Origin of the sequence: Pseudomonas sp. COR18 (genome assembly GCF_048568395.1) — a bacterium.
Taxonomy (GTDB): Bacteria; Pseudomonadota; Gammaproteobacteria; order Pseudomonadales; family Pseudomonadaceae; genus Aquipseudomonas; species Aquipseudomonas fuscovaginae_B.
The window spans coordinates 2,406,441-2,431,242 of the sequence record NZ_CP183808.1 but is presented as its reverse complement, the minus strand read 5'-3'; the positions used below and the strand labels follow the sequence as shown (position 1 = coordinate 2,431,242).

Annotated in this window: 17 protein-coding genes; 12 read left to right on the top strand and 5 right to left on the bottom strand. The window is 65.1% G+C overall.

Features of this window, described 5'->3' with window-relative positions; genetic code table 11:
- Positions 1 to 495: 495 nt before the first annotated feature.
- Positions 496 to 1,179 carry a GntR family transcriptional regulator gene (locus ACM62G_RS11140; protein WP_054061292.1) on the bottom strand — a complete coding sequence of 228 codons (684 nt, stop codon included), beginning with the start codon at positions 1,177 to 1,179 and terminating at the stop codon, positions 496 to 498.
- Positions 1,180 to 1,616: 437 nt separating this feature from the next.
- Between ACM62G_RS11140 and ACM62G_RS11135 the strand changes: the two genes are divergently transcribed.
- The 4 genes from ACM62G_RS11135 to ACM62G_RS11120 are packed head-to-tail and all read left to right on the top strand — an operon-like array spanning position 1,617 to position 5,321.
- Positions 1,617 to 2,513, top strand: coding sequence for a TauD/TfdA dioxygenase family protein (locus ACM62G_RS11135; protein ID WP_054061291.1), 897 nt, complete (start codon positions 1,617 to 1,619; stop codon positions 2,511 to 2,513).
- A 25-nt stretch (positions 2,514 to 2,538) separates the two neighbouring features.
- Positions 2,539 to 3,576, top strand: a complete 1,038-nt coding sequence (locus tag ACM62G_RS11130) for an ABC transporter substrate-binding protein (protein ID WP_054061290.1) — start codon at positions 2,539 to 2,541, stop codon at positions 3,574 to 3,576.
- Between the two features lie 5 nt (positions 3,577 to 3,581).
- Entirely contained in the window at positions 3,582 to 4,436 is an 855-nt protein-coding gene (locus tag ACM62G_RS11125; RefSeq protein ID WP_054061289.1) for an ABC transporter ATP-binding protein, read from the top strand.
- 18 nt (positions 4,437 to 4,454) lie between these two features.
- Complete coding sequence (locus ACM62G_RS11120) at positions 4,455 to 5,321, top strand: ABC transporter permease (protein ID WP_054061288.1); 867 nt, start codon at positions 4,455 to 4,457, stop codon at positions 5,319 to 5,321.
- A gap of 137 nt (positions 5,322 to 5,458) precedes the next feature.
- On the opposite strand, the gene ACM62G_RS11115 is transcribed toward ACM62G_RS11120, so the two are convergent.
- Positions 5,459 to 6,163 (bottom strand): DUF3142 domain-containing protein, encoded by a 705-nt coding sequence (locus ACM62G_RS11115; protein WP_419737165.1) that lies wholly within the window; start codon positions 6,161 to 6,163, stop codon positions 5,459 to 5,461.
- 6 nt (positions 6,164 to 6,169) lie between these two features.
- On the bottom strand, positions 6,170 to 8,344 hold the full coding sequence (locus ACM62G_RS11110; protein ID WP_419737164.1) for an outer membrane assembly lipoprotein YfiO: 2,175 nt from the start codon (positions 8,342 to 8,344) through the stop codon (positions 6,170 to 6,172).
- A 212-nt stretch (positions 8,345 to 8,556) separates the two neighbouring features.
- Between ACM62G_RS11110 and ACM62G_RS11105 the strand changes: the two genes are divergently transcribed.
- Genes ACM62G_RS11105 through ACM62G_RS11090 form a run of 4 tightly spaced genes read left to right on the top strand, consistent with a single transcriptional unit; the run spans position 8,557 to position 13,275 of the window.
- Complete coding sequence (locus tag ACM62G_RS11105; RefSeq protein ID WP_054061285.1) at positions 8,557 to 9,336, top strand: efflux RND transporter periplasmic adaptor subunit; 780 nt, start codon at positions 8,557 to 8,559, stop codon at positions 9,334 to 9,336.
- A complete protein-coding gene (locus tag ACM62G_RS11100) occupies positions 9,333 to 10,655 on the top strand; it encodes an efflux RND transporter periplasmic adaptor subunit (RefSeq protein WP_273825305.1) in 1,323 nt (440 codons plus the stop codon). The genes ACM62G_RS11105 and ACM62G_RS11100 overlap by 4 nt, the downstream gene beginning before the upstream one ends.
- Positions 10,655 to 12,751, top strand: coding sequence for an HlyD family efflux transporter periplasmic adaptor subunit (locus tag ACM62G_RS11095; protein WP_419737163.1), 2,097 nt, complete (start codon positions 10,655 to 10,657; stop codon positions 12,749 to 12,751). Before ACM62G_RS11100 ends, ACM62G_RS11095 begins: the two co-directional genes overlap by 1 nt.
- Before the next feature lie 29 nt (positions 12,752 to 12,780).
- The gene (locus ACM62G_RS11090) at positions 12,781 to 13,275 is read left to right on the top strand and encodes a GNAT family N-acetyltransferase (RefSeq protein WP_054061357.1); all 495 of its coding nucleotides are present in this window, start codon (positions 12,781 to 12,783) and stop codon (positions 13,273 to 13,275) included.
- Here the strand turns inward: ACM62G_RS11090 and ACM62G_RS11085 are convergent.
- A complete protein-coding gene (locus ACM62G_RS11085; RefSeq protein ID WP_054061356.1) occupies positions 13,268 to 13,579 on the bottom strand; it encodes a DUF6916 family protein in 312 nt (103 codons plus the stop codon). The genes ACM62G_RS11090 and ACM62G_RS11085 overlap by 8 nt on opposite strands.
- A gap of 51 nt (positions 13,580 to 13,630) precedes the next feature.
- Positions 13,631 to 14,218, bottom strand: a complete 588-nt coding sequence (locus tag ACM62G_RS11080) for a phage tail protein (RefSeq protein WP_054061355.1) — start codon at positions 14,216 to 14,218, stop codon at positions 13,631 to 13,633.
- A gap of 221 nt (positions 14,219 to 14,439) precedes the next feature.
- Here ACM62G_RS11080 and ACM62G_RS11075 point away from each other — a divergent pair, with 221 nt between their 5' ends.
- From ACM62G_RS11075 to ACM62G_RS11060, 4 genes are all read left to right on the top strand, one after another.
- Positions 14,440 to 16,029 carry a glycosyltransferase family 39 protein gene (locus ACM62G_RS11075; protein WP_419737162.1) on the top strand — a complete coding sequence of 530 codons (1,590 nt, stop codon included), beginning with the start codon at positions 14,440 to 14,442 and terminating at the stop codon, positions 16,027 to 16,029.
- Between the two features lie 177 nt (positions 16,030 to 16,206).
- Complete coding sequence (locus ACM62G_RS11070; protein ID WP_192842830.1) at positions 16,207 to 17,052, top strand: sulfotransferase family protein; 846 nt, start codon at positions 16,207 to 16,209, stop codon at positions 17,050 to 17,052.
- 122 nt (positions 17,053 to 17,174) lie between these two features.
- Positions 17,175 to 23,171, top strand: coding sequence for an Ig-like domain-containing protein (locus tag ACM62G_RS11065; RefSeq protein WP_419737161.1), 5,997 nt, complete (start codon positions 17,175 to 17,177; stop codon positions 23,169 to 23,171).
- Between the two features lie 75 nt (positions 23,172 to 23,246).
- Positions 23,247 to 24,764, top strand: coding sequence for a TolC family protein (locus ACM62G_RS11060; RefSeq protein WP_054060932.1), 1,518 nt, complete (start codon positions 23,247 to 23,249; stop codon positions 24,762 to 24,764).
- The last annotated feature ends 38 nt before the right edge of the window (positions 24,765 to 24,802 follow it).

The window sequence follows — 24,802 nt, the reverse complement described above, 5'->3', positions numbered from 1 at the left end:
TTCAAACCTAGTACACAAGACAAGTTTCGATCAAGTTGTTTTTAAGTTTATTGAAGTTTCCACTTTTATAAGGAATGAGCGGTGCTTATAAAACAATTCAATTTTGTTTTATTGGGCGTAAGAGTGCCTTTTCCGCCCAATAACCGGCAGAATTAAAACAATGAGTGAATGCCTCACTCGGGCCACTCTTCAAACGGTTGAACGATGGTTTGGGTCGGCAGGGCCGGGACACGCTTGCTCCGTGCCTTGCGGCCTGTGGCAAAGCTCCTTCTGGTGAGTCTCCTATCCGGGTATCGCGTGGCGGGTTCGTACCGCGTCGATTGGCAAGGGTGTGCCCAAATGCGCGGCTCGGCTATCGCCTGAGGAGGCGCAGCACGTCCGACGCCTCGACCGGGCCTGGTCATCCCGCGTCAGCCAGGGTGACGCGGGGCAGGCCTCATGAGAGCGCTCGGGGCGATGCCGCGATTGACCGGCACCCGTGCGCCGGCGGGCGGATCAGGACTTGCCAAGGTAGCGCTGGATGACTTCGATGCCTCGTCGCAAGTGCTGTTGCAGATGCGCCACGCAGGCATCGACCTGGCCGGCACGGGCCGCCTGGAGCAGTTCCCGGTGATCGTCCTGGGAGAGTTTCCCCAGGCCCATGGCCGACAGATTGAAGCGCAGGAAGCGTTCCTCCTCCACCAGGCCCTGTTCGATCAGCGCCAGCAGCTTTTGGTTGGGTGCCTTGCAATAGAGGCTCATGTGGAACAGGCGATTGAGCCGCCCCACGTGGGTGTAGTCGGTCTGCGCTTCCAGCTCGTCGACATATGCGGCACTGCGCTCCAGGTCTTCTGCGCTGAGCAGTGGCACCGACAGGCGCAGGGCCTGGGACTCCAGCAGGATGCGCAGGTCGTAGTTTTCCGTCGAGGTATCGTCGATCAGCGGCGCCACCACCGCGCCCTTGTACTGTACGACATGCAGCAGCGACTGCGCCTCGAGTTGGCGCAACGCCTCGCGGACCGGCATGCGACTGACGCCGAACAGCGTGGCCAGTTCCTGTTGGCGCAAGGCCGTGCCGCAGGGCAATCGCCCGTCGAGAATGGCGCCGCGCAAGGTTTCCTCGATCACCGCCCGGGCGAGGTAGGCGGGAATCGGGCCGCTGACGAGGATGCTGCCCAGAGGGTTCGGTTTTTTTGCCACGTTCAGACCACCTGCTGCTCGATGGGCAGCTGAAATCGAATTCGACGCAATGCCTGCCGTCACCCGGACGCTGGTCAAACCGCTGCCGGGGTCCTTCCACAGCGATAATTGCAAGGTGCCATTTTCTTCCAGCAAAGCCTGCGGAACTATCAATCGTTTCCCTGATAAGTGTAGGTCTCCGTCATTTTGTAAGTACGTTTTACTTTGCAGCGGCGAGGCATTTTGCACACCGTCGGGCGTTGCCCCGGATCGAAGTCCGCCAGTGTCCTATGCATATTCCCAAATGATATTTAAATTATTTCTCTTATGACTATATTGTCGTCCCACTGCGTACCCACCGACCAATCGGTGCGCCGCACGAACTGAACCAACACGGGACCACCGTGAGTTTCTGATCGAGGCGCGCTGTCGGGCGTGCTCTGCGTGGGAGTGAATACATGTCTTTGGTTTCTGCGGTTTCCCCGGCGCCGGTGGCGGCGTCCCAATCCTTCGAGATCCGCCCTTTCGTCGGCGCGACAGGCGCCGAAATCATCGGCCTGGACCTGCGCCAGCCGGTCAACGAAGAGGACTTCTCCCGCATCCACCGTGCGCACCTGGATCACCATGTGCTGGTGTTTCGTGACCAGCGTATCAGCCCCGAGCAGCAGATCGCCTTCAGTCGTCGTTTCGGCGTGTTGCAGATCCATGTACTCAAGCAATTTCTGCTGGCCGGGCACCCGGAGATCCTGATTGTCTCCAACATCGTCGAGAACGGTCAGAACATCGGTCTGGGCGATGCCGGCAAGTTCTGGCACTCGGATCTTTCCTACAAGGAACTGCCGAGCCTCGGTTCAATGCTGCATGCCCAGGAGTTGCCGGCCGAAGGTGGCGACACCCTGTTCGCCGACCAGCACAAGGCCTGGGACAGCCTGCCCGAAGGGCTGCGCAAGGCGGTCGAAGGCCGCTCGGCGGCACATTCGTATACCGCACGCTACAGCGAGAGCAAATTCGAGGGCAACTGGCGCCCGACCCTGACTCCGGAACAACTGGCCCAGGTCGCCGAGGTGGTGCACCCGATCGTCCGCACCCACCCGGAGACCGGCCGCAAGGCGCTGTTCGTCAGCGAAGGTTTCACCACCCGCATCGTCGGCCTGCCGGACGACGAGAGCCGGCAGATTCTCGCCGAGCTTTACGCCCACAGCGTGCTCCCGGAAAACATCTACCGCCATCAGTGGCAGCCCCACGACCTGGTGTTCTGGGACAACCGCTCGCTGATTCATCTGGCTGCCGGCTGCCCGAACCATCTGCGCCGCAAGCTCTACCGCACCACCATCCAGGGCGATGCCCCATTCTGACCTGATCGCTTGAAGGAGCATCGTCATGCCTGCACCCTTTGCGCTGCTGCCGAAACTCGGCCGCCTCACCACCACCCTCGGTCTGAGCCTCAGCCTGCTGGCCGGTAGCCTGCTGGCACCGGCCAGCGCTCACGCCGAAGGCGAGATCCGCATCGCCGAACAGTTCGGCATCGTCTACCTGCTGCTCAACGTGGTTCGCGACCAGCACCTGATCGAGAAGCACGGCAAGGCCGAAGGCATCGACATCAAGGTGGACTGGACCCAACTGTCCGGCGGCTCGGCGATCAACGACGCGCTGCTCTCCGGTTCGGTGGACATCGCCGGCGCTGGCGTCGGCCCGCTGCTGACCATCTGGGACCGCACCTACGGCCGACAGAACGTCAAGGCCGTGGCGTCGCTGGGCAACTTCCCCTATTACCTGGTGAGCAACAACCCCAAGGTCAAGACCATTGCCGACTTCACCGAACAGGACCGCATCGCCCTGCCGGCGGTGGGCGTCTCGGTGCAGTCGCGCTACCTGCAGTACGCGGCGGCCAAGCTGTGGGGCGACAAGGAATTCAACCGGCTGGACAAGTACACCGTCGCCGTCCCGCACCCGGACGCCACCGCGGCCCTGCTGGCCGGCGGCACCGAACTGACCGGGCACTTCTCCAACCCGCCGTTCCAGGAGCAGGCACTGGAGAACCCCAACGTCCACGTGGTGCTCAACAGTTATGACCTGTTCGGGCCGAACTCGCCGACCGTGCTGTTCGCCACCGAGAAGTTCCGCAACGACAACCCCAAGACCTACAAGGCCTTCGTCGAAGCCCTGGCCGAGGCCGCCGATTTCGCCCAGAAGGACAAGGGCGCGGCAGCGGACACCTACCTGCGGGTGACCAAGGCCAAGATCGACCGGGCGGCGTTGCTCAAGATCATCGACAACCCGCAGTTCGAATTCACCGTGACGCCGAAGAACACCTACCCGTTGGCCGAATTCCTCTATCGCGTGGGCGCCATCAAGCACAAACCCGAGTCGTGGAAGGACTACTTCTTCCAGGACGCCAAGCCGCTGCAGGGGAGCTGACCGTCATGAATGCCCCCTTGCAAGGCCACACGGCCAGCAAACCGACCGCTACCACCCCCGCGTTGCTGGCGGTCGACCAGGTCAGTCTGGAGTACCGCACCCCGCAGCGGGTGGTGCGGGCCACGCACCGGGTCAGTTTCGAAGTCGACCAGCAGGACCGCTTCGTCCTGCTCGGGCCCTCGGGCTGCGGCAAGTCGACCCTGCTCAAGGCGGCGGCCGGGTTCATCCGGCCCTGTGAGGGCGAAATCCGCCTGCAGGGCCAGGTGGTCACCGAGCCGGGCCCGGACCGTATCGTGGTGTTCCAGGAGTTCGACCAGTTGCCGCCGTGGAAGACGGTCAAGCAGAACGTCATGTTCCCGCTGCTCGCCTCCGGCACCCTCAAGCGCCGCGAGGCCGAGGAGCGCGCCCTGCACTACCTGGAGAAGGTCGGCCTGGCGGCCTTTGCCGAAGCCTATCCGCACACCCTGTCCGGCGGCATGAAGGCCCGGGTGTCGATCGCCCGCGCCCTGGCGATGCAGCCGAAAATCCTGCTGATGGACGAACCGTTCGCCGCCCTCGACGCCCTGACCCGGCGCAAGATGCAGGAAGAGCTGCTGCAACTCTGGGAAGAGGTGCGCTTCACCCTGTTGTTCGTCACCCACTCGATCGAAGAGGCGCTGGTGGTGGGTAACCGTATCCTGCTGCTGTCGCCCCATCCGGGGCGGGTGCGGGCGCAGATCCACAGCCATCAGTACGACCTGCACAGCCTGGGCGGTGCGGACTTCCAGGCCTCGGCGCGGCGCATCCATCGGCTGCTGTTCGACGAAACCCCGCAGGCCGAAACCGAACTGGATTTTGCCGATATCCGCATTGCCTATTGAGCGGCTGGAGAGTTGCCGATGAGTCTTTCATCCCCCGTGCGTGAAGAATATGAAGTCATCCTGGAGCCGCTGCTCGAAGTGCCGCTGGAGCGCGAACTGTCGCTTGCGCAACGGCTGTGGCAACAGGGCTGGCTGCGCAAGAGCCTGATCCTGGTGCTGCTGGCGGTACTCTGGGAGGCGGTGGCGCGTTACCAGGACAACGACCTGCTCCTGCCAACCTTCCTGCAGACCGCCAGTGCCCTGTACGACGGCCTGCTCAGTGGCGAGCTGCTGGGCAAGGTATGGATTTCCCTACAGGTGCTGCTCAAGGGCTATGTGCTGGGCGTGGTGCTGGCGTTCGGCCTGACCACCCTGGCGGTGTCGAGCCGCTTCGGCCGCGACCTGCTCGGCACCCTGACCTCGATGTTCAACCCGCTGCCGGCCATCGCCCTGTTGCCGCTGGCGCTGCTGTGGTTCGGGTTGGGGCAGAACAGCCTGATCTTCGTGCTGGTGCACTCGGTGCTCTGGGCGCTGGCGCTCAATACCTACGCCGGCTTTCTCGGCGTGTCGGAGACCCTGCGCATGGCCGGGCGCAACTATGGCCTCAGGGGCCTGCGCTTCGTGCTGTTCATCCTGATCCCGGCGGCGCTGCCGTCGATCCTCGCCGGGTTGAAGATCGGCTGGGCATTCGCCTGGCGCACCCTGATCGCGGCGGAACTGGTGTTCGGTGCCACCAGCGGCAAGGGCGGGCTGGGCTGGTATATCTTCCAGAACCGCAACGAGCTGTACACCGACAAGGTGTTCGCCGGGTTGGCGGTGGTGATCCTGATCGGCCTGCTGGTGGAGAACCTGGTGTTCGACAGCCTGGAGCGGGTGACGGTGAAGCGCTGGGGCATGCAGCGCTAAGCGGTGTGGTTCGATCTGACACCTTCGCGGGCAAGCCCGGCTCCTACAGAATCATGTGGTACATAACCTCTGTGTTCGACGCGGCCCTGTAGGAGCCGGGCTTGCCCGCGAAGACATAGGCCCAGGCACCGCCTGACTCAAGGGTTCTGCAAAAACACCACATACCCGCGAAACCACTCGCTGTCCTTGAGATACGAGGGCTCCTGCCACTCCCCACCCTGGATCAGGCCGACCTTGAACGGCAACCCCAGCCGGTTCATTCGCGGCAGGTATGCGGCATAGTCGGGAATGCTGCGGCGGCCCTGGTAGGTCTGTACCACCACTTCATCCACCACTCCCCGCAACTGGCCGATGGCCGTCGGGTCGGCGTTGCTGCTCCAGTCCATCAGCCCGGTGATGCTCAGGCGCAAGTCAGTCGGCAGCCGCTTGCGCAGGTCGCGCAGGAAGTCGGCGTACTCGTCGAGGTAGCGGGTGCGGGCATCGAAGTCGATCTGGATGCCCACCACCGGGTTGCCCGCCTGCTGCCAGCGTTTCACCTGGCCGAGCAACTGGCGATAGACCGATTCCGGCCAGCGCAGGGTGTGGGCGCGATAGACCACCCAGACCTCGCCCCGGGTCAGGCGCGGAATCGCGATGCCCTGGGCGATGAAACGGACACCCTGTTGGCGTGACCGGCTGATCTGCCCTTGCAGCACGTACAGGCTGCGCGCCTGGGCCAGCACCGGCTGTGGCGCGACCCCGCTCCACAGCCAGAACGCATCATGCTCACGCGCATCGACCGCCGCCAGCGCCTGGCCGGCACTCAGCCAGGCGGCCAGCAGCAGCCAGCACCCACGGCCCATCGACACTTACCAGTAGTACTGCAGCGACTTGCCCCACTGGGTGTCGGCGTAGCTGCCCTTCAACTGCTTGAACCAGGCCTTGCGTTGTGCCGGCTCGACCTCCTTGCCGCCGCAGCTGTTGTAGCCGGCCGGGGCGTAGCAGTTGATGGCCCGGAACAGCGCGTAGGCCTTGTCCGTGCGCGAGGCCTTGGCGTCGGCCAGGACCAGTTGGTAGCCGTCGAGGCGCGAGTACAGCGGGCCCTTGAACAGCGATGGGGTGCCGCCCAGTTCGTCCTTGTTGCGCTGGCTGTCCAGCGGCATGCCGTCCAGGCCGTTGCGCAGGATGAATTCGCCCAGGCAGTTCAGCGCCGCCGGTGCCTTGGCATCGGCCTGCAGGCTGGCAACGGTCTCGGCGATGGTCGGGCAAACGTAGCCGGATTCGGCCTTGGCGCCATTCCAGCGGAACAGCTTCAGCGACTGGCCACCGCTGTAGACGTAGCCCAGGCTGCTGCCCAGCTTGGTGTCGGCCGGTTCGGCGGGCAGTTGCTTCAGGTCTTCGCTGAAGTCCTGGTAGTGACCCAGGCGCAGGTCCTTGTACAGCAGCACGAACAGCGCGCTGTCGCGTTCGCTGGCATCCGCGCCCTGCTTGACCTGCTGGCGCAGCAGTTCGGCATCGGCCACGTGGCGCAGCAGGATGGCGCGCACCTGGGCGGTCTTGATCGGCGAGTCGGCGGCGAACACCTTGGCCACCTGCTGGCTGCGCTCGTAGTGGTTGGCCAGCGCCAGTTCCAGTTGTTCACGTTGCAACGGCTGCTTCGCCTGGGCCAGCAATTGCAGCCAGAGGGTCTCGGCCGCCGGCCAGTCCTGCCTGGCCTCCAGCGCCAGACCGCGCAGCACCTGCTGGCTGAAGGCGAAGTAGTCGAGTTTCGACGGGATCTCGCCGGGCAGACTCTTGAGCGCCGCTTCCGGGTTTTTCTCGACATACAGGTGGAACACCGCCAGCAGGTAGTCATGCAGCGCCGGCTGGGCCGCGAAGATCGATTTGTGGGCCTGCAGGGTTTCCAGTGTCAGCTGTTTCCTGGTTTCGTAGTCGCCCGTCGTGCGCATCGCCATCAGGTCGTTGACGGCCTGGAACAGCGGGTCCTTGATTTCGCCGACGCCGAACACCAGCTTGCTGTCGATTTCCTGCACCAGGCTGTCCGAGGAAACGTTGCGCGGGGCGTCTTCGGGCAGGCTGAATTGCCAGAGGTATTCGGCCGCCTGCTTGTCGCTGTCACCCGCCAGCCAGTAGACCCGGCGCAACAGGCCGCGGGCGGAAGTGGCGTAGACGCCCTGTGGATAAGCCTTGAGGTAGGCATTGAAGCCGTCCTCGGCCTGTTTCAACTGCGCCGGGTCGGCCTCCTTGTCGGTCGGCATGCCCTCGGCATCGAAGCTGTTCTGCTGGGCGATGTTCAGGGCGGTACGCGCCTGCATGTAGTGCGCGGTTTCCTTCAGCCAGGGCTGGCTGTTCTGCGCCAGGCTGGCGAAACCGCTGGCGGCCTCGCTGAACCGGCCGCTGTAGAAGTCGCTGGCGGCCCGCAGGTAGGCGACGAACGCCTGGCCTGGCGCGGACTGCACATCGGTGGGCAGCAACGCCGCCTGCTGTGCCGGGTCCCAGTTGCAGGCGGTGAGCATCTGGACCCGCGAGCGGGCCAGGGCCTGACGTTCGGTTTCGGACAGCTCGCCAGTGCCGAGCAGGGCCTCGATGAAGGCGCTGGTGCTTTCCTCCGAGTTGCTGCGGCAGCGGCTGCCTTCGCCGGAAAGGAAGGCGTCGCCGGCCGGTGCCTCTTCGCCGCGCTTGATGCCGAGCTTTTCCAGGGTCTCGTCCAGCTCGACGCTTTCGGCGTTGCTCACCTCGCCGCTGGCGTCCGGCACACTCGATTGCAGCCGGGTGTTGGCGAACGGCACCGGGCCGTAGCCTTCGGCGAGGTCGTCTTCGCTCAGTTCGTTGGGTGCCAGCGGCAGCTTGCCCTGGTCCGCCAGCAGCAGGCGCAGGTTGACCCGGCTGTCGTTACCGGGGGCGAGGAAGGCCAGGTTGCTGCAACGGTCCAGGCCGTACTGCATCATCGACCAGCGTGGATAGCAGAAATCATCGGAGCTCGCCTGGGCCTGGGACGAGAAGGCGACGCCCAGCGCCAGGGATGTCAGAAGAGCGATACGCATGAATTGTCCTTAATCCGTAAACGTGCGGCGCCGAGGCCGGGAGGGTGCTCATCATACCGAAGCCCGGGATGTACACCTATGCTTGTACGGGGCCAGGCAACGCAGGCTGTGACCTGCCGCACATCGGTGAACCGGGGCTCCATACTGGCAATTTGCTTGACGCTCACCCTGGCTACCGTAGACTCGCGATTGTCCGACAAGGAGTCACTGTTATGCAGCGTTTTTGGGGTGTGGTTTTCGGGTTGTCCTGTGTGGCGTACGTGGCTCAGGCCCAGGCTGCCGAGACCGACCCGCTGTTGGACACGGCCGCACCGGCGGCCCATGCGACCGCCGCCAGCGAGGCCCGTGGCGTGTTGCGCGCGCGGGACCAGGCAATGCTCGCCAGCGAGTTGTCCGGGCGCATCGTCGAGCTGCCGTTCAGCGAAGGCGAAGCCTTCAAGCAGGGCGATACCCTGGCGCGTTTCGACTGCTCGGCCTACCAGGCCCAGCTCAATGCGGCCCAGGCCGCCGGCCGCGGTGCCAACGAGGAACTGGCCCACAACCGCCAGCTCGCCTCGCTCAATTCGGTCGGTCGTTTCGAGGTGGCCCGGGCCGAGGCCAAGGTCGCCGAAACCCAGGCCCAGGCCCAGGTCTATCAGGTTCAGGTCAAGCGTTGCAGCGTGATCGCGCCCTATGACGGCCAGATCGTGCAGCGCAAGGTCCAGCGCTACGAAAGTGTCTCGGTCGGCTCGCCGATGCTGGAGATCGTCGACAACCGTACCCTGGAAATCCACCTGCTGGTGCCGTCGCGCTGGATGGGCAAGCTCAAGCCCGGACAGACCTTCAGCTTCGTCCCGGATGAAACCGGCCAGCCGCTGACCGCCACCATCAAGCGCCTCGGCGCGCGGATCGACGAAGGCAGCCAGACCCTGCTGCTGGTGGCCAGCCTGCCCAAGGCCGAAGGCCTGCTGGCGGGCATGAGCGGCACGGCGCATTTCGCGGAGCTGAAATGAACGCACCGGTGGCGGGAGCGGTGGAGCGGGTCTTTGCCCAGTTCCTCGACCTGGAGCGGCTGACCCGGGCCGCCCGCACCACCGAGCAGTTGGCCTACAGCCTGGTCAATGACGGCCAGGCGCTGTTCGGCTTTCGCCATGCCGCGCTGCTGATCGCCGGCAAGGTGCGCGCGGTGACCGGGGTCAGCGCGGTGGAGCCGAATGCGCCGTTCGTAGCCTTCGTCGAACACGCCGTGGCGCAACTGTTCAAGCTGGAACGGGCCAAGCCCGCCACCGTGGTACCGATGGAGGCTTTCAGTGCGTCGGTGGTCGAAGACTGGCAGAGCCTGTCGGCGTCGCAGGTGTTCTGGCTGCCGCTGCTGGACCACAAGGGCGAGGTGTTCGGCGGCCTCTGGCTGGCCCGCGACAATCCCTGGAGTCCTTCCGAACAGGTGTTGCTGGCACAACTGGGCGACACCTACAGCCATGCCTGGCTGGCCCTGCAGCCGCGTCGGCCATGGCGGCTGCGCCTGACCCGCAAGCGCCAGGTGCTGCTGCTGGCCCTGGCGCTGCTGAGCCTGCTGATTCCGGTGCGCCAGTCGGTACTGGCGCCGGCCGAGGTTGTGCCGCTGGCCGGGCGGGTGGTGGCGGCGCCGCTGGACGGGGTGGTCGCCGAGTTCCTGGTCAAGCCCAACCAGACGGTGAAGACCGGCGATTTGCTGGTCCGTTTCGAAAGCACCACCCTCAAGGCCCAGGCCGATGTGGCCCAGCGGGCACTCGGGGTGGCCGAGGCCGAATTGAAGGCCAACGCCCAGCGGGCCTTCGCCGATGCCGAATCGAGTGCGAAACTCGACCTGCTGGCGGCCCGGGTCGAGCAGAAGCGCGCCGAGCGTGACTACGCCGCCGAACTGCTCAAGCGCAGCGAGGTGCGCGCCGAGCGCGACGGCATCGCGGTATTCGCCGATGCCGAGCGTTGGACCGGCAAGCCGGTGCAGACCGGTGAGCGCCTGATGGAGCTGGCCGACCCGAGCCAGGCCGAACTGCGCATCGAGCTGGCGGTGGGTGACGCCATCGCCCTCGAACCGAACGCTGAAGTGGCGCTGTTCCTCGACAGCGATCCGCTGCAGCGCCATTCGGCCAGGCTCGAGCGGGTGGCCTATGAGGCGCAGACCACGCCGGCCGGCCAGTTGGCCTATCGCCTGGACGCCGGCTTCAGCGACTCGCCGCCACCGCGTATCGGCCTGCGCGGCACCGCGAAAATCTTCGGCCAGCGCGCACCGCTGGCCCTGTACCTGCTGCGCCGGCCGCTGGCCGGGCTGCGCCAGAGCGTCGGCCTGTAATGAACCTGCCCAGCCTGCGCGCGGACCTGCAACTCACACCCGCCTCGGCGGCCCTCGACGGCTCGCCACGCTGGACCCTGGCCGATCCGGTGCGCGGGCGCTATTTCAAGCTGGGCGCCCAGGCCATTCGACTGCTGCGGCACTGGTCGCTGGGTGACCCGGCGCGGGTGCTGCAGGCGGCGAACGATGAACCGGGTCTGCCGTTGGGCGAGCCGGAACTGGAACAGATGCTGGTCTTCCTGCGCAGCCACGACCTGATCGCCGCACTCGATCCGCAACAGCGCGCCAGCTACGCCTGGAAGGCCGCCGCCTCGCGCCAGAGCCTGTGGCAGATGGCGCTGCACCAGTACCTGTTCTTCCGTATTCCGCTGTGGCGTCCGGATGCCTTTCTCAACCGCGCCTGGCCATGGCTGGCGCGGTTCGGCCCGCGGTTGCTGCGCTACGGCCTGCCGCTGACCCTGGGCCTCGGGGTGTTCCTGGTCTCGCGGGACTGGGAGCGCTTTCTCGCGACCTTTCCCCACCTGTTCAGCCTGGGCGGGGCGATGGCCTTTGGCGTGGCGCTGTTCTTCGCCAAGCTCTGTCACGAATTCGGCCATGCCTTCATGGCCAAGCGCGCCGGCTGCCGGGTGCAGAGCATGGGCGTGGCGTTCATGGTGCTGCTGCCGCTGTTCTATACCGACGTCAGCGATGCCTGGCGGGTCAACGACCGCAAGGCACGGCTGCTGATCGGCGCCGGTGGGGTGCTGGCGGAAATGCTGCTGGCCTGCATCGCCCTGCTGGCCTGGTCGCTGCTGCCGGACGGCGCGGCGCGCACGGCGGCGTTCATGCTCGCCAGTGCCACCTGGCTGACGACCCTGGCGGTCAACCTCAACCCGTTCATGCGCTTCGATGGCTATTTTCTGCTCAGCGATTTCTGGGAGGTCGACAACCTCCAGGGCCGGGCCTTCGCCCTGTGTCGCTGGCGCTTGCGCGAGGCGCTGTTCGGCTACGGCGAGCCGGCCCCCGAGCCCTGGTCGGCCAGCATGCGCCGGCGGCTGCTGGGCTGGGGCTTCATGTCCTGGCTGTGGCGGGCGGCGCTGTTTTTCGGGATCGCCCTGGCGGTCTATCACCTGTTCTTCAAGCTGCTGGGTATCTTCCTGATGCTGGTGGAGCTGGGCTGGTTCATCTTCCTGCCGATCTTCAAGGAGACCCGCGAATGGTGGGCACGCCGCGAACAGGCGCACACCCCGCGGGTGCTGCTCAGCGGCCTGGGCCTGCTGGGCCTGCTGTTGCTGGTGGCGGTGCCCTGGCGCAGCAGCGTGGAAGTGCCGGCGATGCTCGAGGCCGGGCGGGTCACGGCGTTGCATGCGCCGGTGGCGGCGCGGGTCCGCCAGGTCAATGTGGAGGATGGCCAGCGGGTCGAGCAGGGCGCAGTGCTGGTGGAACTGGAGTCGCCGGATATCGAATCGCGCTCGATCATCGTCCGGCGCGAGATCGATATCCTGCAATTGCAGCTGCGGCGCCAGGCCGGTCGCAGCGAAACCGCGGCGGATGTCGGCATTCTCGAACAGCGGCTGGCCGAATCGGTGGCCGAGTACCGTGGCCTGCAGGCCCGGCGTGAACGCCTGCTGTTGCGGGCGCCCCAGGCCGGCCAGGTGCGTGACCTGATGCCGCAATTGCGTGCCGGACGCTGGGTTTCGACCCGTGACCCGCTGGCGCGGATCGTCGAGGACGGCACGCGCCTGCGCGGCTATCTGGCCGAGGAGGACCTGTGGCGGGTCGCGCCCGGTGCGAGCGGTCGTTTCGTCGCCGATGACCCGATGCGCCCGGCCTGGCCGGTGGAGCTGCTGGATGTCGATGCCAACGGTGTATCCGTCATCGACCAGGAGGCGCTGACGTCCGACCACCACGGGCCGATTGCCGTGCGCCGTGACGAGAACCGCCGGCCGGAGCCGGTGCAGGCGCAGTATGGCGCGCGGCTGAAGCTGCTCGAAGAAGTGCCGACACCCAGTCATCCGCTGCGCGGCGTGGCGGTGTTGCAGGGACGCAGCGAGTCGCTGCTGGGCATCGCCTGGCGCCGGATGGCGGCGCTGGGCGTGCGTGAAAGCGGTTTTTGACCATTAACCAGGTTCAGGGAAATATTCCGATGTTGAACAGTTCGTCGGCTGCCGGTTTGTCCATGCGGCCCGCGCGGCCCACCGATGCGCCCTTTCTGCAGAGTCTCTACCAGTCGGCCCGTCCGGAATTGCAGTTGATCGATGCCGAGCCGGAGTTGATCGAGCAGGTGATCGCCCAGCAGTTCCAGGTTCAGGAACAGGGTATCGGCGAGCATTTCCCCAATGCCCTGCACTATGTGGTGGAGAAGCTCGATACGCCCATCGGCGTGCTCAGCGCCGACTTCGGGCCCAATGAAATCCGCGTCCTGTACCTGGCGTTCATTCCGGCGGCACGGGGCAAGGGTTTCGGTCGGATGGTGCTGCAGGACGTGCAGAAGGCCGCCACCCAGGTGCGCTGCCCGGTCGCGACGACGGTCTGGGCGAGCAATCCCCAGGCGCGCCAGCATTACCTGGCGCTGGGGTTCCAGGTCGAAGAGAGCACACCGGGGGCCGAGCGGCTGGTGTGGTATCCGGGTTTCAGTTGAAGACGATGTTGAAGTAGCCCAGGGCCGGATCACGGCCCAACGCCGGTTCCCGTGACACGAACACCTCCTCCAGCCGCCCCAGGCCTGGCAACTCCAGGCTGCACAGGCCATCGACGAAATCCGTCGGTTGCAGGCTGTGCAACTGGACGATGAACGGCGTACGTGTCATTTCCGGCAACTGTGCCTGCGAGCGCAGCGCTATGGACTCGATCCGGACTTGTAACGGGCTGCCGTCGGGCAGGTAGAGCGGGCAGGACTGATCCACCAGGGGCTGGAAGTGTTCGCTTGAAACATGTTGCAGCATTGATGCTCTCCGTTTGTGTGGGAGCCGGGCAGCCGGCTCCCACGGGCTCTATCAGTTGCGCGAAGGGTAGAGCCCTTCCAGGGCGATGCTGAAGTTCACCGCCAGGTACGGGTTGAGCAGGCTGACCGGTTGGCTGCCACCGACGGTGTTCAACGTGCCGCCGATGGTGCTGCCCACGCCCTTGAGCGGAACGGCCGTTCCCAACTGGTCGGAGAAGATGCCGGCCGAGGGTGGGCCCGACGGTGCGGAGGCGCCGATGTAGCAGTTGGTCGCCGTTGGTGCGGTGACCGCATTGCTGGGTGCGCTCGCCAGGCCGATGGTGGTGGTGACGGTCAGCCCGGCGGTGGAGATCTGCTGGGCTGGCACGTTGGTGCTCAGCAGGGTGACGTTCTCGGTGCCAGCGCTCTGGCCGATGGTGCGCGAGGACAAGCCGGGTCCGGTGCCCTGGCCGACGGGCAGGCGGCTCTGCAGGTTGGGGAGGGCAAAGTTGGTGGTGCCGTTGCCTCCGTAGTAGGTGCCGATCAGGGCGAACAGCACCTGTTGCTGCGAAAGGTTCATCAACTGCCCGGCGCAGAGTGCCCAGCCCCGAGGGGCGTAGTTGAATCCGAACATCTGGATAGTACCGACAAAAACTTCCATGGATCCATTTCCTTCAGCTGTGTTGAGTGAGGTGCTGCGCCCGGCTATCCCGAGTCTGTAGTGCACCGGGTGACAGAGTAGCCTTTGTCTTTGACGTTTAGGTTTTTTTTGTCGGACAAAAGTCGCGAATGGAACAGCTGGGCAAGCCGATGTCGTTCTAGCCTACAATTCACCGCGTCATGCCTCCCGGGGAGGCAGTCGTTGACTTGTTGAGGGTGGTAATGGGCGTTCCCGGTAGTCATGAAACGATAAAGCGGCTTTACGATCAGCCTGTCATACCCCTGCAACCCCTTGTGCAACTGCTTCGCGAACCCTGGCTGGTACCGCTGCTGGCGCTGGCCCTGGCATTGCGCCTCTATCAGCTGACAGCTGCGGCGATCTGGGGCGACGAAGGTTCCAGCCTGCTGCTGGCGCAATACCCGCTGACCGAGCTGTGGACTCATGCCGCCCGTGATGTTCACCCGCCCTTGTATTTCGCCCTGTTGCGCGGTTGGATCAGCCTGTTCGGCGACTCGATTTTCTCGATCCGCCTGGCCAGCGCCTTGCCCGGGGTCGTGGTGGTGTTCCTGGGCATCTGGCTGGCGCACCTGGTCGCCGCCGGTCGTCGGGCGACGATCCTGGCCGGTCTGCTACTGGCGCTGCTGCCCACGGCGGTGCGCTACAGCCAGGAAATCCGCATGTATTCGCTGATGGGCGTGTGGCTGCTGGGCGCGACCCTGGCGCTGGTCTACTGGGTGCACAACCCGCAGCGCAAGCGCTACCTGGTGGCCTACGTGCTGTTGATGGCCGCCGGCTTCTACACCCACTACTTCACCGCACTGTGCGTGCTGTCGCACTGGTGCTGGCTGCTGTTGCTGCGTCGCCATCCCGAGAGTGGGCAACGCCCCATCGCCTGCCGCGACTGGTGGCTGGCCAACGTGGCGATCGTGCTGCTGTTCCTGCCCTGGTTGCCCGGCCTGATCGATCTCGTCCTGCACATGGACGAGCTGAAGGCCGGCGGTGATGTCGGCTGGGAACCCCCGGTGACCCTGGGCTCGTTGCCGTCGATGATCTGGCAGGTGCTGGCCCAGGACGATGGCGTGGGCATGCCGCTGTGGTTGTTCGCCAGTTTGCCGAGTGCCATGGTGCTGGTGATGGTGTTCATTGTCTGCGGCGATCGCAGCCGCTTCCACCTGGAAACGCTGCTGGTCATCTACAGCGCCCTGCCGCTGTTGCTGGTGTTCGCGGTGTCGTTCATTTCACCGGTCTTCATCGAGCGTTACCTGACGGTGCCGGCGCTGGGCCTGCCGATCCTCCTGGCCCTGGCCATCGACCGCCTCGCGCGAGGCCGCAAGGCCCTGGCCGGGCTGTTGCTGTTGGCGGTGCTGGCTGCGGAAGGGGTGGGGCTGAGGAACAACTACACAGTGGATGCCGGCGACCAGTTCAACCACATGGTCGAATACATGAACCAGCACAACCAGGCGGGTGATCAGGTGGTGCTGGGCGACATGTTCTGGTACCTGACCTGGGGCTACTACGACAGAAGCGCCACTGCGCCGCGGCTGTATACGCCGCCGACCGCCAAGGGCGAATCAACCCGGCCCAATCGCTACGGATTCGGCACGCTGATCGACGAAAAGGCCGGGGTTTATCTCGATCACCTGGAGGATCTGCCGGCGGGCAATGGGCGGGTCTGGCTGGTGATGAGCCGGGTTGCACCGGATGAGTTCCCGTCGATTCCGACCGGCTGGCGGAAAATCGACCAGCACGCGGGGGGCGATACGCAGGCGGTTTTATATGAGACCTGCCATCCTTCATGTAGTGAACACTAACCGCCAAAGGCTTGATATAGCTCAATCAGAACATTCTCAAGAGCTGTGGAAACGGGTGAAGTCCCGTGTTCATGGGCCTTTTCCGGCTTAAGGTACGGATGATTGATATCAAAACACTACTAGTCTGAAACACTTCCTTACGCTAGGCTTTGTCCTACAAAGGGACTTACGTCTAGGGTGAAGGGATTGCGCAGTTTCCATTTTATCTCCGGTTTGCCGCGCTCAGGCTCGACCCTGCTGTCCGCCATTCTCCTGCAGAACCCGCGGTTTCATGCCGGCATGAGCAGCCCGGTTGGCACGTTGTTCAACGGCGTGCTGGAAAACTGCAGCGCCGGCAGCGAATTCGGCGCGGTGATCGACACTGACACCCGCCGCCGCCTGTTGCGTGGGCTGTTCGACTCCTACTACGCCGACAAGACCAGCCAGTCCGTCATCTTCGATACCAATCGGCAGTGGTCCGCGCGCCTGCCGGCGCTGCAGGACCTGTTTCCCCGTTCCAAGGTCATCGTCTGCGTGCGTAACGTGGCCTGGGTCATGGACAGCCTGGAGCGGCTGTACCGCGCTAACCCCTTCGAGAACACCAAGCTGTTCACTGACGATGTCGAGCGCAACACGGTCTACAGCCGCTGCGAAACCCTGGCCCAGCGCAATCGCCTGGTGGGCTACGCCTGGACCGCGCTGAAGGAAGCCTATTACGGCGAACACGCCGACTCCCTGCTGCTGGTTGACTACGACCTGCTGTCCCAGGCGCCGGAGCGGGTGTTGCGGCTGGTCTACGACTTCATTGGCGAGCCCTGGTTCGAGCACGATTTCGACAACCTGGCGTACGACGCGCCCGAGTTCGACCAGGCCCTCGGTGTCGCCGGCCTGCACAAGGTCAAGCCGAAGGTGGCGCTGGAGTCACGGCGCACCATCCTGCCGCCGGACCTGTTCGAGAAATATGCAGAGCTGTCGTTCTGGAACGATGGAACGGCCAGCGCCGCGAATGTGATTCGCATGAAAACCAACACCGCGGTCAACTGATCGCGGTTTTTTAATCTCAACAGAAAAATTCTTTGGGCGCATGAACGCTCAAGTGCAGGTGAAGCATGTGGTGGAGCAAACCGAAAGCGCGGGCTGAAGGCGTGAGAACCCTGGCTTCACCCATGATCATCCCGCTTGAACCACGCATGCTGTTCGACGGCGCCGTGGCCGCGACCGTGGCCGAGGCCGCGCAGCCGACCGACCACGCCACCGCCAGCACCGACGCGGCCAAGGCGCCCACCAGCGATCACGCGGCGGCCAGCAGCGACACCCATGCGCAGTCCGACGCCACTCCAGCCGCCACGCCGACAGCGGTGCCCGGCCAGTCGGTGGTGTTCGTCGATTCGCGGGTGAAGGATTTCGACAGCCTGCTCAAGGGCGTCGCCCCCGGCACCCAGGTGGTGGTGCTCGACGCCAGCAAGGACGGCCTGCAGCAGATCGCCGACTACCTGGACACCCACCAGGGCATCAGCACCGTGGAAATCCTCGCCCACGGCAACTCCGGAGACCTGTGGCTGGGCAACACCTACCTGTCGGCCGACAACGTGGCGGCGCGGGCCGACGTGCTGGCGCGCATCGGCAGCGACATGAACGTCGGCGGCGACATCCTGATCTACGCCTGCAACACCGCCGCCGGCGACAAGGGCATCAGTTTCGTCGACTCCCTGGCCCAGTACACCGGGCGGGATATCGCCGCGTCCACCAACCGCACCGGCCTGGGCGGCGACTGGACCCTGGAAATCGCCACCGGCACCATCGAAAGCCACAACGTGCTCTCGGCCGATGCCATGGCCGCCTACCAGTACGGCCTGGCGACCATCACCGTGACCAACAGCAATGACACGGGCGCCGGCTCCCTGCGCCAGGCGCTGAGCGATGCGGTGGCCGGCGATATCGTCACGTTCAACAGCGCGATGACGGTCAACCTGAACTCGCAACTGGTCATCACCAAGAACCTCACCGTCGATGGCGACCTGAACAACGACGGCACCGCCGACGTGACCGTGAGCGGGCAGTACAAGACCCAGGTGCTGCGGGTCAATGCCGGGGTCACCGCGACCCTCGACGGGCTGGTCATTACCAAGGGCCTGGCCGTCGGCCAGGGGGCCAACGCCGGTTCGGACGCCTCCGCGTCCATGGGCGGCGGTATCGTCAACCTCGGCAACCTGACCCTCAACAACGTCACGGTGACCGCCAACGCCGCTTCCGGCGGTGGTGGTGGTGGCGGTGTCAGGGGCGGCACCGTGGGCGGCGGCGGCGGTGGTGGCGGTGCCCTTGGCGGGCAGGCCGGTGGCCGTGGCGGTGATGCCGGCAACGGTCAGGGCTACTACGCTGGCAAGGCGGGTACGGCCAATACCGGCGGCAACGGCGGTGGCTACAATCCTTCCGTCATGGGCGGCCGCGGCGGCAGCAACCTCGGCGGTGCCGGCGGCCAGGGCGCCTTCGGCTACAGCAATGGTGGCGGTGGTGGCACAGCGAACAACGGCACTCTTTCCATCGGTGGCGGCGGTGGCGGTTCCGGCTGGGACAGCACCGGACGTGCCGGTGGCGCAGCCAGCGGCGGTATTTATAACGGCACTACAGGCACCCTGACGATCGTCGGTACCTCGGTCATCTCCAACAACGTCGCGGCCGGTGGCGGCGGCGGTGGTGGCGGCGGCAGTGGCGCAGGCGCTTCTTCGGATCCGGGTGGTGCAGGCGGCAAGGGCGTCGGGGCGATCTGGAACCGGGGTACCCTGCTGATCACCGCAGCCAACTTCACCGCACTGGGCAACGGTAACAACAAGGCGGCCAGCGGTGTCGGGGGCAATGGGCCTGGGGGTGTTGCGGCGAGCAGTCCGTCGTCGGTGGACGGTATCTACAACGACGGTGGTTTCCTGAACACCGCCTACAACCCGGCACCGACCGCGACCATCGTGGTCAGCAACACGACCCAGCACATCGGTAGCACCTCACTGGTGACCATCACCTTCAACCAGGCGGTGACCAACTTCAGCAACGCCGACCTGACGGTCTCCAACGGTACCCTGAGCGCCGTGAGTTCCAGTGATGGCGGCACTACCTGGACCGCGACCTTCACGCCAAGTTCAAGCGTCAGCAGTGCCAGCAACGTCATCACACTGGACAACACCGGCGTCAACAGCGCCTCGACCGGTACGGCGGGCAGCGGCACCACCACGTCCAACAACTACTCGGTCGACACCGTACGGCCAACCGCGACCATCACGGTTGCCAGCGCCACGCTGACCACCAACAACACGTCGACGGTGAACATCACCTTCAGCGAGGCGGTGAGCGGTTTCAGCCTGGCCGACATGACGGCGACCAATGGCACCCTGAGCAACCTGAGCACCAGCGACAACATCCACTGGACCGCGACCCTGACGCCGAACGCTGGCAATACCAGCAACAACAACTACGTCCTTCTGGACAACAGCCTCTATACCGATGCCTCGGGCAACACCGGCGCCGGCGTGGCCCTGTCCAACCTCTACGCGGTCGATACCCAGCGGCCGACCGCGACGATCGTGGTCAGCAACAATACGTTGAACATCGGCGGCAGCAGCCTGGTGACCATCACCTTCAGCGAGGCGGTGAGCGGTTTCTCCCTGGCCGACCTGACGGCGTCCAACGGCACCCTGAGCAACCTGACCTCCAGCGACAACATCACCTGGACCGCGACCCTGACCCCGACCAACGGTGTCACCCACAGCGGCGATGTGGTCACCCTGACCAACTCCGGGGTCACCGACTTGGTGGGCAACGCCGGTACCGGCACCACCAACTCCAACACCTACTCGGTCGACACCCAACGGCCGACCGCGACCATCGTGTTCGCCAACCCGAACATCGGCATCGGCCAGACGTCGCAGGTGACCATCACCTTCAGCGAAGCGGTGAGCGGCTTCACCAACGATGACCTGACCGTGACCAACGGTACCCTGAGTACGGTGACCAGCAGCGACGGCGGCGTCACCTGGACCGCCACCTTCACCCCGACAGCGGGTGTCGACAGTGCGAGCAACCACGTGACCCTGGACAACAGCGGCGTGGTCGACGGAGCGGGCAACGCCGGCAGCGGCACCACCACGTCCAACAACTATGCCATCGATGGCGTGCGGCCGACCGCGACCGTGGCCATCGACAAGAGCTCGCTGATCATCGGCCAGACCGCGCAGGTGACCATCACCTTCAGCGAGGCGGTGACCAACTTCTCCAACAGCGACCTGACGGTGTCGGGCGGCAGCCTCAGCGCGGTGAGCAGCAGCGATGGCGGCATCACCTGGACCGCCACCTTCACCCCGACCGGGAACATCACCAACGCCAGCAACGTCATCACCCTGGATAACACCGGCTACACCGATACGGCCGGCAACGCCGGAACCGGCACCAGCGTGTCGAACAACTACGCGATCGACACCCAGCGCCCGACCGCCACCATCGTCATGTCGGACCCGACCCTGAGCGCCGGTGAGACCTCGCAGGTGACCATCACCTTCAGCGAAGCGGTGACCGGCTTCACCCTGGGCGACCTGAACGCCGGCAACGGTACCCTGAGCAACCTCAGCAGCAGCGACGGCGGCATCACCTGGACCGCGACCTTCACCCCGAATGCCAATACCAGCAGCGGGACCAACGTCATCACCCTGGCCAATACCGGAGTGACCGATATCGCCGGCAACAGCGGCACCGGCACTACCAGTTCGGTGAACTACACCATCGACACCGTGCGTCCCACCGCGACCATCGTGGTGGCCAACCCGGCGCTGAAGATCGGCGACACCTCGCAGGTGACCATCACCTTCAGCCAGGCGGTGTCCGGCTTCACCAATGCCGACCTGACGGTGGTGGGCGGTACCCTGAGCGCGGTGAGCAGCGCCGACGGCGGTATCACCTGGACGGCGACCTTCACCCCGGCCGGCAACATCAGCAACGCGGCCAACCACATCACCCTGGACAACAGCGGCGTCAACGCGGTCTCCTCGGGTAACGCCGGCACGGGCCTGACCACGTCCAACAACTACGTGATCGATACCCAGCGGCCGACCGCGACCATCGTCGTGGCGGACAACCAGCTGGGCATTGGCGGCAGTTCGCAGGTGACCATCACCTTCAGCGAGGCGGTCACCGGTTTCTCCCTGGCCGACCTGACGGCGTCCAACGGCACCCTGAGCAACCTGAGCACCAGCGACAACATCACCTGGACCGCCACCCTGACCCCGGCAGCGGGTGTGAACGCGAGCAACAACCATGTCAGCCTGGATAACACCGGCGTGACAGACGTTGCCGGTAACGCAGGCTCAGGCGCCACCGCCTCGAATGCCTACGCAGTGGACAGCGTGCGGCCGACGGCGACCATCGTGATAGGCGACGCAACGCTGTCGGCTGGCGAGAGCACCACCGTGACCATCACCTTCAGCGAGGCGGTGACCGGTCTCGACAATAGCGACCTGAGCGTGCCCAACGGTACCCTGAGCACGCTCACCAGCAGCGATGGTGGCCTCACCTGGACCGGCACCTTCACCCCGAATGCCAATGTTCGCGACACCAGCAACGTGCTTACCCTGAACAACACCGGCTATACCGACCTGGCCGGCAACACCGGTGTCGGTGTGACCAACTCGGCCAACTTCACCATCGACACCGTGCGCCCGACGGCGACTATCGTGGTGTCCAGCCCGACCTTGAATGCCGGCTCCACTTCGCAGGTGACCATCACCTTCAGCGAGGCGGTCAGTGGTTTCACCAATGCCGACCTGACGGTGGAGCAGGGTACCCTCAGCGCGGTGAGCAGCAGCGACGGTGGCGTGACCTGGACGGCCACCTTCACGCCTTCGGTGAACATCGCCGACACCACCAACGTCATCACCCTGGACAACAGCGGCGTGCAGAACGCGTCGGGCAACGCCGGCAGCGGCACCACCACGTCCAACAACTACGCAATCGACACCCAACGGCCAACAGCGACCATCACCGTGGCCAATCCCAACCTGGGCATCGGCCAGACCACCACCGTGACCATCGCCTTCAGCGAAGTGGTGAGCGGTTTCAGCCTGGCCGATCTCAGCGTGGCCAACGGCGTACTGTCCAACCTGGCCAGCAGCGACGGCGGCAAGACCTGGACCGCGACCCTGACGCCCACCGCGGCGATCACCGACCCGAGCAACCTGATCGTGCTCGATACCGCGCTGGTCAATGACAACGCCGGCAACGCCGGAGCCGATATCGCCATCTCCAACAACTACGTGATCGACGGCGACCGGCCGACCGCGACCATCGTGGTCGCCAACCCGAACCTGACTGCCGGCCAGAGCACCACCGTGACCTTCACCTTCAGCGAGAAGGTCACCGGCTTCAGCCTGGACGACCTCAGCGTGGCCAGCGGTACGCTGTCCAACCTGGCCAGCAGCGATGGCGGCAAGACCTGGACCGCGACCCTGACGCCGACGGCGAACCTGAACGACCCGAGCAACTTCATCACCCTCGATACCAGCCTGGTGACCGACCTGGCCGGTAACGCCGGCGTCGGTTTCGCCAACTCGAACAACTATGCGATCAACACGGTGGCCCAGGGCGGCGATCCACAATTCCGTGTCAGCGGCCCGAGCGGTCCGGTCATCAGTCAGCCGAACCAGCCACTGCAACCGACCATCTTCGGACCACCCAGCGGCAACCTCGGTTCGCCCCTGGGTTTCCCGCCGCTGTTCGAGCAGCGTGACATGGGCGCCGGGCTGCCACCCACCGGCAGCATCTTCATCAACAACGGGGCATTGGCGCCGAGCTTCATCGCCCAGGTCTTCAGCTCCAGCGACAGCGGCGGTAATGGCACGGGCAACGGTTTCCTCGGCTTTGGCGGCGGCGATGGCGGGGTGTTCGGCAGCAGCACCGTGGCAGGTCTGTTCAACCGTGAGTCGTCGGGCGGTGACAACGGTGGTGCCAAGGCCTTCGAGCGCCAGGGCAGCAAGAGCCTGGGCGATCCGGCCCAGGGCCTGCGCGGCGTTTTCGGTGCGCCGACCCTCGGTCAGCAGTTGCAGCAACTCAAGGACAGCGAGCAGAAACAACTGCATGAGCTAGCCTGGGCGTTGGAACAGGTCGGTGTCAGCGCAATACCGGCCTGAAAATCATTGGCAATCCGCGCCGACACGCGTCGGCGCCCATAAAGAAAAAAGCGGCAGTCAGGGGCGATGCTAGGGATGAGAAGAAGTCAGAAGTTGTTCAGCGTCAGCCTGCTGGCGCTGGTAGTCAGCGGTTGTGCCGTCACCAGCCAACCGATCGATCGCAGCGTCAGCGAGCAACGGGCGAAAAGCGATCTGCAGAACATGTACAAGGATCAGGAGCCGCTCAGTGGCCCGCTGACCCTGCACGAAGCCATGGCTCGCGCGGTGAAGTACAACCTCGAAGGCCGTCTGAAGATCATGGAGGAGGCCCTGGCCAAGCGTCAGCTGGACCTCGCCAGCTTCGACATGCTGCCGCGCATGGCGCTGTCGGCCGGTTATGCCGGGCGCAACAATGTCAGTGCTTCCAGTAGCCGCAGTGTCGAGACCGGTAGCCAATCCCTGGAACCGTCGACCTCCCAGGACCGCGATCGCCGCGTCGCCGACCTGACCATGGTCTGGAACGTGCTCGACTTCGGCGTCAGCTACATCAATGCCAAGCAGCAGGGTGACCAGCGCCTGATCGTCCAGGAACGTCGGCGCAAGGTGATCAACACCATCGTCCAGGACGTGCGTTCGGCCTATTGGCGGGCGGTGGCGGCCGAGCGTCTGCTCAAGCAGATCGACAGCCTGATGGCGCGGGTCGAGGCGGCACAGAACAACAGCCAGCAGATGAGCGACCAGCGCATCGGCGACCCGATCCAGGCCCTCGGCTACCAGCGCGCGCTGATCGAGGCGACCCGCCAGCTGGAAGAACAGCGCAAGGCGCTGACCCTGGCCAAGACCGAACTGGCGACCCTGATCAACCTGCCGCTGGGCACCAACCTGACCCTGGCGACCACCGACGACTATGCGATTCCCGAGCTCAAGGTCGACATGGCCAAGCTCGAGCAGGAGGCCCTGGCCAGCCGTCCCGAGCTGCGCGAGCAGGATTACCAGACCCGTATCAGCGCCAACGAGACCCGCAAGGCCATGCTGCGCCTGCTGCCGGGGCTGGAGTTCTCGGCCGGCGGGCACTACGACAGCAACTCGTTCCTGGTCAACGACAAGTGGGCCGACTACGGCGTCAAGGTCACCTGGAACCTGTTCAACGTGATCTCCGCCCCAGCCGCCATCGACGTGGCCAAGGCCGGCGAGGAAGTCGCCGGTGCCCGGCGCCAGGCGATGTCCATCGCCGTACTGGCCCAGCTCTACGTGGCCAACGCCAACTACCGCGAGGCGCTGCGCCAGTTCAAGACCAGCCAGAAACTGTCCAGCATCGACGGGCAGATCGTCGGCCAGTTGCGTAACCGCCACCAGGCCGCGGGCATCGGCGAGCTGGAGCTGATCCAGGGCGAACTGAACAACCTGCAGGCCGACCTGCGCCGCGACCTGGCCTATGCCGACCTGCGTAACGCCTACGGGCAGATCTTCGCCAGTGCGGGCCTGGACCCGTTGCCACCGGAAGTCTCCTCGACCAAGGTTCAGGCGATTGCCAGTGCCCTGGCCACCCGCGAGTCGCAGTGGGCAGCCGGGAACATCAGCACGCCAGCGCCCGATGCCAAGGTGCAGCAGTAACTTGCTGGTGCCACGGAAGAGCCCCCATCGTCTTCTGC